This window comes from Crocosphaera watsonii WH 8501, assembly GCF_000167195.1.
GTDB classification, from domain to species: domain Bacteria; phylum Cyanobacteriota; class Cyanobacteriia; order Cyanobacteriales; family Microcystaceae; genus Crocosphaera; species Crocosphaera watsonii.
In genome coordinates, this window is sequence record NZ_AADV02000197.1 from 1 (window position 1) to 7073 (window position 7073).

Consider the following 7073-nt stretch of genomic DNA (forward strand, 5'->3'; position numbering starts at 1 on the left):
TTTAAAAGTGTGTGGAAAAATTCCGAGAGTTTCAAGTTGTGCAGGCTTAGCCTTCCCCGATTTGGTTTTCCGGGGAAAAAGTTTTATTTGTAAGGAATTTAGGGCGGCTCTCGTTGGTTATACCAATGGCCGGACCCCAAGGAAGAAAAAAAGGTTTCAGGGTGCCGTTTTGGGAAAAAGGGGGCTTTACCATTTTTTGGACCTTTTAGGGAAAGGGGAGCCGCAGTTTTCTGACCACGGGCATTAATTCACCTGTTCTTTTTCTTTAAAAACTTTGATTGGTCTTTTTGGGACGAGAATTCCACAGTGTAAATTAGTTTATTGGTGAACAAAAAAAGTAAAAACCAAAGTTTTTCTTCGCTTTTCGTCAGAAACAAGGTACAACCCAGAAAAAAGATGATGAAGATTATCAAACTTTTTCGCAGTTAGGAATGAAACCTGGGATGAAGATGTTTTTAACTGGGGTTTCAGTCACTAAAAATAAAGGGTTTGGAAACTTTAATGTGGGAGCATATTGGAAAAGAAAATACAAGGGCAAACAGGAAAAAGAGCCTTGGTTTATTCTTACCAACTTAGACAGTTTATCAGAGGTCTTGAAAGTCTATCGAGCCAGGGCAGGTATTGAAGCTATGTTCAAGGATTGTAAGACAGGGGGTTATAATTTGGAGGGAAGTAAAGCCAATAATAAACGACTAAATTCCTTGATTTTATTAATAGCGATCGCTTACACTGCTACTTCTTTAAAAGGCAAAACATTTCGACAAACCAATCAAGGAAAATATATTGCTCGTCTAACTGAAAAATCAAGACGTGACCGAAGACATAGTAATTTTTGGATAGGACTTTATGGCTCTCTTTGGATTCACGCTTGGGAATTTTGCTCTGATTTTATTTCAATTATGATGAGCAATAATCCCCAGAAACTCAACAATTATAAAAAAGGGTTACAAGCCATGTCCATAATAGATAAGACGGCTTAATTCCCCTATTTTATCTTAACATAAAATAACCAGTGGGAGATGATTTATTTTAGATGTAACTATCCAAAATAAACCAATTTTTATTATTTAATAAAAACTAATATTGCCCAAGGGGTTGATTTTGAGCATCAACCCTGTGGGGGGGAGGACGGTGTAACCCTCCTCCCCCCCACACACACGGCAAGAATGATTATCATTATTGTTTATTCTCAATAAGCCCTCTAGTTTTTGACAATTTATAGAGCGATCACCACGGCTGAAACCCTCTTTCAATCAGGGTTTTAACGGGCTTGTCACCCCGTGAGCTGGGAAACTGATATCACCAGTGGAAACGTGACTAAGAGTGACCTCACCAACTGGTCTTATGAGTTGTTTGGGATGGGTTCCTCGGTGTATTCAGAAACAGTGGTACTAGATGGCGTTGTTCAACCCATTGGTGGTGTATCTCGAACAATAGATGATATTCAATTTGACTTTAATCTTAATACCCTAAACTGGTCACAGTTTTATAGTGACTTTCCCACTGTGCAACAGGGTGCTGCTACTGGTGTCACTTATTATATTGAGTACGGTTTTGGTGGGCCTATCTTTGTATTCCGATACGTTGATGGGACTTTCATTGAAGCCAGTGTTAATGGTTCTACATTCTCCCAAGAAACGGTCGAAGTTGGGGCTGAATCTGTTCCCGAACCTGGTAGCGTTATGGCATTATTAGGATTAGGGTTAGGTGTATTAGCAACCCAGCGCAAAAAACAAGCTTAATGTTTATTTCACTTTAAAAAATAGAGAATTTTGAATTAAATTGGTGTGTAGGGGTTAACGGTGTTAACCCTTTTTTGATGGCTTATTTTTGTTGTATATCTTTGGTTTAATCATCATAAAAATAGTGATAAAGGTCTGATTCTGGAATATACTTACTCGCTTGTTTAAAGATACTGTAACAAGTTCCTGTGTCAAGCTGTTTGTGATTAGTAATAGACTCGTAGGGTGTATTAGCGTAGCGTAATACACCAAAAACACAATTTTGGTGCGTTACGGCATCAAAAAAGTATAGGAATTACCCCAACAATTATAGTTTGCCTAACGCACCCTACTTATTAGATGAATATTTTAAGTTGTAAAAGATAACTGAAAGTTGAGAAATTATGCAAATTAAAGCGATTATTAATACGGCAGAAGAAGGGGGATATTGGGCAGAAGTTTCTGCACTTGAAGGTTGTATCACAGAAGGAGATACCATTGAAGAAGTCATTAATAACCTGAAAGATGCTATTGAAGGATGGTTAGAAGTTGCTAATGAAATTAATCCATAGAATCTGTCATCATTCGTAGTCTAACAGTTTTTTCTCCTGCTTCATCCAGTTGCACTTCAATCACTTCTCCACTCAAAGATTCCAAAGAAGTTAACATCGATCGCAAATGAGGATTACTAGCCCCAGTATCCACATATAATCTATCGGATAAACTGCCTAACCGTTTCCAAGTTGTGTACAGTTTTCCGACTATTTGCTCTATTTGAGTCGCTTGTTTTACTAAGTCAGCAGCAGTATTTAAACATTCTAATCTTACCGCTTCATCCAAAGCCATTTCTAAGTCTAAAGGAGTCTTTTTTAAGGTTTGAACTTGTGCTGCTGCATCGAGATATTTAGCTAAATTTTTAGCATCGGTGGTTAATAATTTTACTGTGTCTATATCAGGATTTTCAGCTACCTCTTTTTGAATAGTTTCTAGGTGTAAATCTGGTAATTTTTCCATTTCCCGAACTAAGGGGGCTAAATGCCGGGGGGGTAACGTTCCCTCTTCTGCCTTTTCCTTGACCTCTGAGGGCAGTAAATCGGAACTCATGGCTGTCCATTCATCTGATAGCTGTTTCACCTCTCTACGGGTGATTCTATCCCCTTTCTGTGCCGCCTCACTAACCAATTTTTGGACTTCAGGATCGGATTTGGCAGTTTCTACAAAGGCTCGTTTACTAAAATTATTAATGGTTTCTGGGTCTAAAACCCCCTCTGCAAGTAAGGTATCGGCACTATTAGCCAACTGAATCAAAGCATAAGCCTGACTTTTGGTTATTTCTCGTTTTTTTAACCAATTTAAGAAGCCTGTTCCCCTGCCTTCTCCCCCCTTTTTTTCGCGATCGCGGATCGCCCGTAAGATCCTACCGCGCCAAATATCTGTTTGTAGATCAAAGCGATCGCATATTTTCCAAACGCTATCCAATTTTTCCTGAAAATCAAACTCTTCGATCTCTTCATCTTCGGGATCGGGTAATTCAAAATTAAAATCAACTGGGGTTTCCAAGGCATTACGAATATCATCGGGAGACGGGGGAACAGCAACCATAAGCGTTATTAACTCAGCGATAGGATCGAATATTGATCATATCAGTTGTCGAACCCATTAAATCCAAAGAATAGGTTAGATGGAGGTTTCAACAAAATTATTACTCGTAAAATCACTCTTATGAACTCCTTTGATAATCGCTAACTCCTGACCATTAAACATCAGAGAAGTATCATTACCTGTATCATTCAAACTCAACGCACCAAAAGTTAAATTATCCCCTAACCCAATGAAATCTACTCCCAACTCAAAATCAGTAATAGTATCTGTACCTTGACCTGATTCTACAACAAAAACATCACTACCACCGTTACCTGTACGAGTGTCATTTTCAGCAATGCCAAAAATAGCTTCGGATGCTTCTGTCCCAATAATCGCCCGATTTCCCGTCAAGGGGTCATAAGCAGTTCCTTGTAAGAGATCATCTCCTTCTAGGGCTAAATAATTAACAACTTCCGTTGTATGGATAGTTTCTTCATCGAAGCTTATCTCCTCTTGCACTGCCACTTGAACATTATCAACAGTGAGGTTTTGGAAACGGATGCCAGCAGGATCTGGTCCGTCATAAGTGCCAACATTGGCTAAGAAATGAGGAATATTGCTAAACTATCCTCCAAAACTAATACTTGAAAACACATCAGTAACACTATTATCTGTACTACCGGCCAGGAATGTTACCCCGTTACTATTACGCGTCCCTTCAGTAATAGCAAGATAACCAATGGTTTCATTACCGTGGGTTTCCCCGTTTTTAGCAAAACCTTCCTCTTGTTCCATAACTACTTCAAACCCATTCGCAGTGGCGTTTTGTTGACGGGTTCGCACGAAGTCACTGTCGTTATTTGTTTGCACTTGACTAAAGATAGCTGGGGTTTGAGCAAAGTTAGTCTCAAACCCAACGGTTTCCCAAGGGGTCACACCTCCGTTTTCCAGGTTGGCAGTGCTATCGGTATTAATGGTTCCCACCTCAACTAAAGTACCATCGGATAGTTGATAGGTTCCTGCTTCAAAGACTAAATAACTCAGGGTTTCTAGAGCATGATTTCCATCTTCATTGCTGGGTTCCTGTAGGTAAATATCGAAGCTATTGTTAGTAATATTGCTAATCCCGAATTTCTCACAAAATCTGCGATCGCCAAACACAGAAGCCTTACAGGAAGTGGGTTTGAACAGAGCGATCGCAGATTTCCCCAACCAACAGTCTGTTGTCAGATTTTAAGTTAAAATCAACCCGAATTAGACAAAGATAAAAAGATAAATCAATCACTCATTTTTCCAAAAAAAATTATTAATAAAATCTCTAATAGTACTAGATTGTTAGAATAAAATATGCTATAATTTAATTATTAAAGCAATTTACCTTAAACTAATTTAATGAGTCCCAGTCATCCCCGAACCCCTCGTCAAGTAATCAACTTTAGTAAACAGAAAGGAAAAGAAATAATCGCTAATTTTGATGGGGGACTAATCACTTCAGATGCGGGGATTGTCTGGATAGCTGAGTTGGATAAAAAACTGGGAATTACCGAGAAGTTTGGTAACTGTTTTCAAGATCATCGTCATCAATCTTATGTAGATCATTCCGTTCATGAGTTATTAGCACAAAGGCTTTATGGAATTATTTTAGGCTATGAAGATGTCAATGACCATGATAAATTACGTCACGATCCTGCCCTTAAGATCGCTTTAGAAAAGCTTAATGAACTTGAAGATAAAAAGGGATGGTTAGCTGGAAAAAGTACAATTAATAGATTGGAATATTGTCCTGAGACTATTCTCGACCAAAAAACGAGTCGTTATCATAAAATAGAACCCAACTTTGAAGCCATTGAAAAATCTTTTGTCGAATTTTTTTTAGAGTCTTATAAAAAACCTCCCTTAAGTATTATATTAGATATGGATGTCACGGATGAACAAGTACATGGTAATCAAGAAGGGGCATTTTTTAATAGTTATTATCACGGAGTATGTTATGCTCATTTATATATTCTCTGTGGGCATCATTTATTAGTTGCTAAACTTCGTTCATCTAATGTAGATCCAGCCGATGGAGCCTTAGACGAATTACAAAGAATTATCGGACTAATTAGAGAAAAATGGTCAGAGACTCATATCCTAGTTAGGGGTGATAGTGCCTATGACCGTGAAGAAATCTTCTATTTTTGTGAAAATCAGCCTTTAGTTGATTATGTTATAGCTATGGGAACAAATGGCGTTCTTAAGTTACGAGCGGATGATGTAATTGAAAAAGCCAAACATGAATATGAAAAAAAACTAGCTCCAATAACTGAATTAATGGATAGTTTATTTCAGAAAAAAGAAGATTTAGAAGAAGTTAAAAAATTAGTACCAATTTCTACTTGGTATCGCTCTATTCGTTATAAAACAGAAAAGTCATGGAGTTGTCAAAGAAGAGTAGTGACAAAAGTTTGTTATGGAAGTGATGGCTTAAAAATGCGCCATGTGGTGACATCTTTGCCCGCTTCAAAAATTCCACCCTCAGAACTTTATACAAAAAAATACTGTCCGAGAGGCGAGATGGAAAATCGGATTAAAGAACAACAATTAGACTTGTTAGCTCATAGAACTTCAACTCAAACATTTCAAAGTAATAAACTAAGATTATGGATACATTCCTGGGCTTATGTTCTCATAAATGCTTTTCGTCAACACTGTTTAAAAAAAACTTCATTGGCTAAAGCAACTGTGGGAAGAATACGTCTAAATCTTCTTAAGTTGGGAGCCAGAATAAAGATTAGTTGTAGAAGAATTATTATCGCTATAGCTAGTGCTTGTCCTTATCAAGATATTTTGTCTATTGCTAACAAAAGAATTAAAACTATTCCTAATACTGGATAAGTAGAATAAGTTGTTTTTTAAAAAAGATATCTATCATAAGTTGTTGACTGACTGATACTTTCATTTAGTCTTATTTATCGTGGAGAAAATCAAAAGTTAATATAATTATTCCCTCTTAAACTCAATTTTTGGATAATCAAAGTCAATTTTTTTTATTCATCTATATTCAAAATTTCTATTAGTCCTAAAAATTATCATTTTTCATCTCTGGATTGGGCTTTCAAATTAATTTGTGAGAAATCCGGGTTTACCAGTGTATGTCTCTTTATTTCCGTTTCGGCATGATGGTAGAGGATTGCTCCTGTTGTTTGGAAGGTCCAAAATCCGTGTTTTCCGTGTGAGAAATATTTTCTGAGAGCTTTAATCAATGGTGTCTTTTTCTTTTTCCTGCTAACTGTCCATGCTCTAAGCATCTCCCATAGTAAATAGTCTTCGGATGCGAACGTTACTTTGCTTGTTACAGTTCGGTAGTAGTTACACCATCCTCTTATAATGGGTTTAATCTTGCGATTAGTGCTGATTGTGGGGCTTTCTTATGGGCTTTGATAACCTCTTTGAATTGCCTCATGATGAGCTAATATTTTCTTTTTTGCCAGGTTTTGATAACGTTTTTGAATCCCATTGGTGGTGGAAATATTTTCCCCCTGTTCCTCCCGAAATGGGGGTTCTCCTACCGGGGTATGAACTGACATTTGAATCCCCAGAAACCCAAAACCCGGCCTTAATGGGGTTTTTCCCCCCGGTTTCGAATACTTTTTTAAAGAATGGTCCGAAGGAGAGTCCTTTTTCCGGTTTTTATTTCCAGCCCTAACCTGTTTCTAACACATTTGGGCACACTACGTTTTTTCCTTTGTGAAAATAACGCCCCAATCCCTTTATAAATACTTTCTT

The 7073-nt window shown here is 37.5% G+C and carries 10 protein-coding genes; 6 read left to right on the forward strand and 4 right to left on the reverse strand.

The features are described from left to right. The 4 genes from CWATDRAFT_RS40690 to CWATDRAFT_RS34875 form a co-directional block, all read left to right on the forward strand. On the forward strand, window positions 1-247 hold a 247-nt coding region (locus CWATDRAFT_RS40690; RefSeq protein WP_232287224.1), incomplete at its 5' end, for a hypothetical protein. Between the two features lie 196 nt (window positions 248-443). After that, on the forward strand, window positions 444-980 hold the full coding sequence (locus tag CWATDRAFT_RS40695) for a hypothetical protein (RefSeq protein WP_007306889.1): 537 nt from the start codon (window positions 444-446) through the stop codon (window positions 978-980). Window positions 981-1313: 333 nt separating this feature from the next. Continuing rightward, window positions 1314-1742: a PEP-CTERM sorting domain-containing protein gene (locus CWATDRAFT_RS28415; RefSeq protein ID WP_232287225.1), complete on the forward strand. Its 429-nt coding sequence runs from the start codon at window positions 1314-1316 to the stop codon at window positions 1740-1742. 383 nt (window positions 1743-2125) lie between these two features. Further along, on the forward strand, window positions 2126-2293 hold the full coding sequence (locus tag CWATDRAFT_RS34875) for a type II toxin-antitoxin system HicB family antitoxin (RefSeq protein ID WP_007308217.1): 168 nt from the start codon (window positions 2126-2128) through the stop codon (window positions 2291-2293). Here the strand turns inward: CWATDRAFT_RS34875 and CWATDRAFT_RS28420 are convergent. The 3 genes from CWATDRAFT_RS28420 to CWATDRAFT_RS36405 form a co-directional block, all read right to left on the reverse strand. Next, window positions 2283-3323: a hypothetical protein gene (locus CWATDRAFT_RS28420; protein WP_007308221.1), complete on the reverse strand. Its 1041-nt coding sequence runs from the start codon at window positions 3321-3323 to the stop codon at window positions 2283-2285. The genes CWATDRAFT_RS34875 and CWATDRAFT_RS28420 overlap by 11 nt on opposite strands. A gap of 75 nt (window positions 3324-3398) precedes the next feature. Then, window positions 3399-3830, reverse strand: a complete 432-nt coding sequence (locus tag CWATDRAFT_RS28425) for a calcium-binding protein (protein ID WP_007308220.1) — start codon at window positions 3828-3830, stop codon at window positions 3399-3401. Between the two features lie 99 nt (window positions 3831-3929). After that, complete coding sequence (locus tag CWATDRAFT_RS36405) at window positions 3930-4517, reverse strand: hypothetical protein (protein ID WP_050018393.1); 588 nt, start codon at window positions 4515-4517, stop codon at window positions 3930-3932. A 180-nt stretch (window positions 4518-4697) separates the two neighbouring features. Between CWATDRAFT_RS36405 and CWATDRAFT_RS28435 the strand changes: the two genes are divergently transcribed. After that, on the forward strand, window positions 4698-6182 hold the full coding sequence (locus tag CWATDRAFT_RS28435; RefSeq protein WP_007308218.1) for an IS1380-like element ISCwa5 family transposase: 1485 nt from the start codon (window positions 4698-4700) through the stop codon (window positions 6180-6182). A 194-nt stretch (window positions 6183-6376) separates the two neighbouring features. Here CWATDRAFT_RS28435 and CWATDRAFT_RS40700 read toward each other — a convergent pair whose 3' ends face one another. Continuing rightward, on the reverse strand, window positions 6377-6703 hold the full coding sequence (locus tag CWATDRAFT_RS40700; protein ID WP_326997446.1) for a group II intron maturase-specific domain-containing protein: 327 nt from the start codon (window positions 6701-6703) through the stop codon (window positions 6377-6379). Window positions 6704-6717: 14 nt separating this feature from the next. On the opposite strand from CWATDRAFT_RS40700, the gene CWATDRAFT_RS40705 reads away from it, so the two are divergent. Beyond that, window positions 6718-6993, forward strand: a complete 276-nt coding sequence (locus tag CWATDRAFT_RS40705) for a hypothetical protein (RefSeq protein WP_050018394.1) — start codon at window positions 6718-6720, stop codon at window positions 6991-6993. The last annotated feature ends 80 nt before the right edge of the window (window positions 6994-7073 follow it).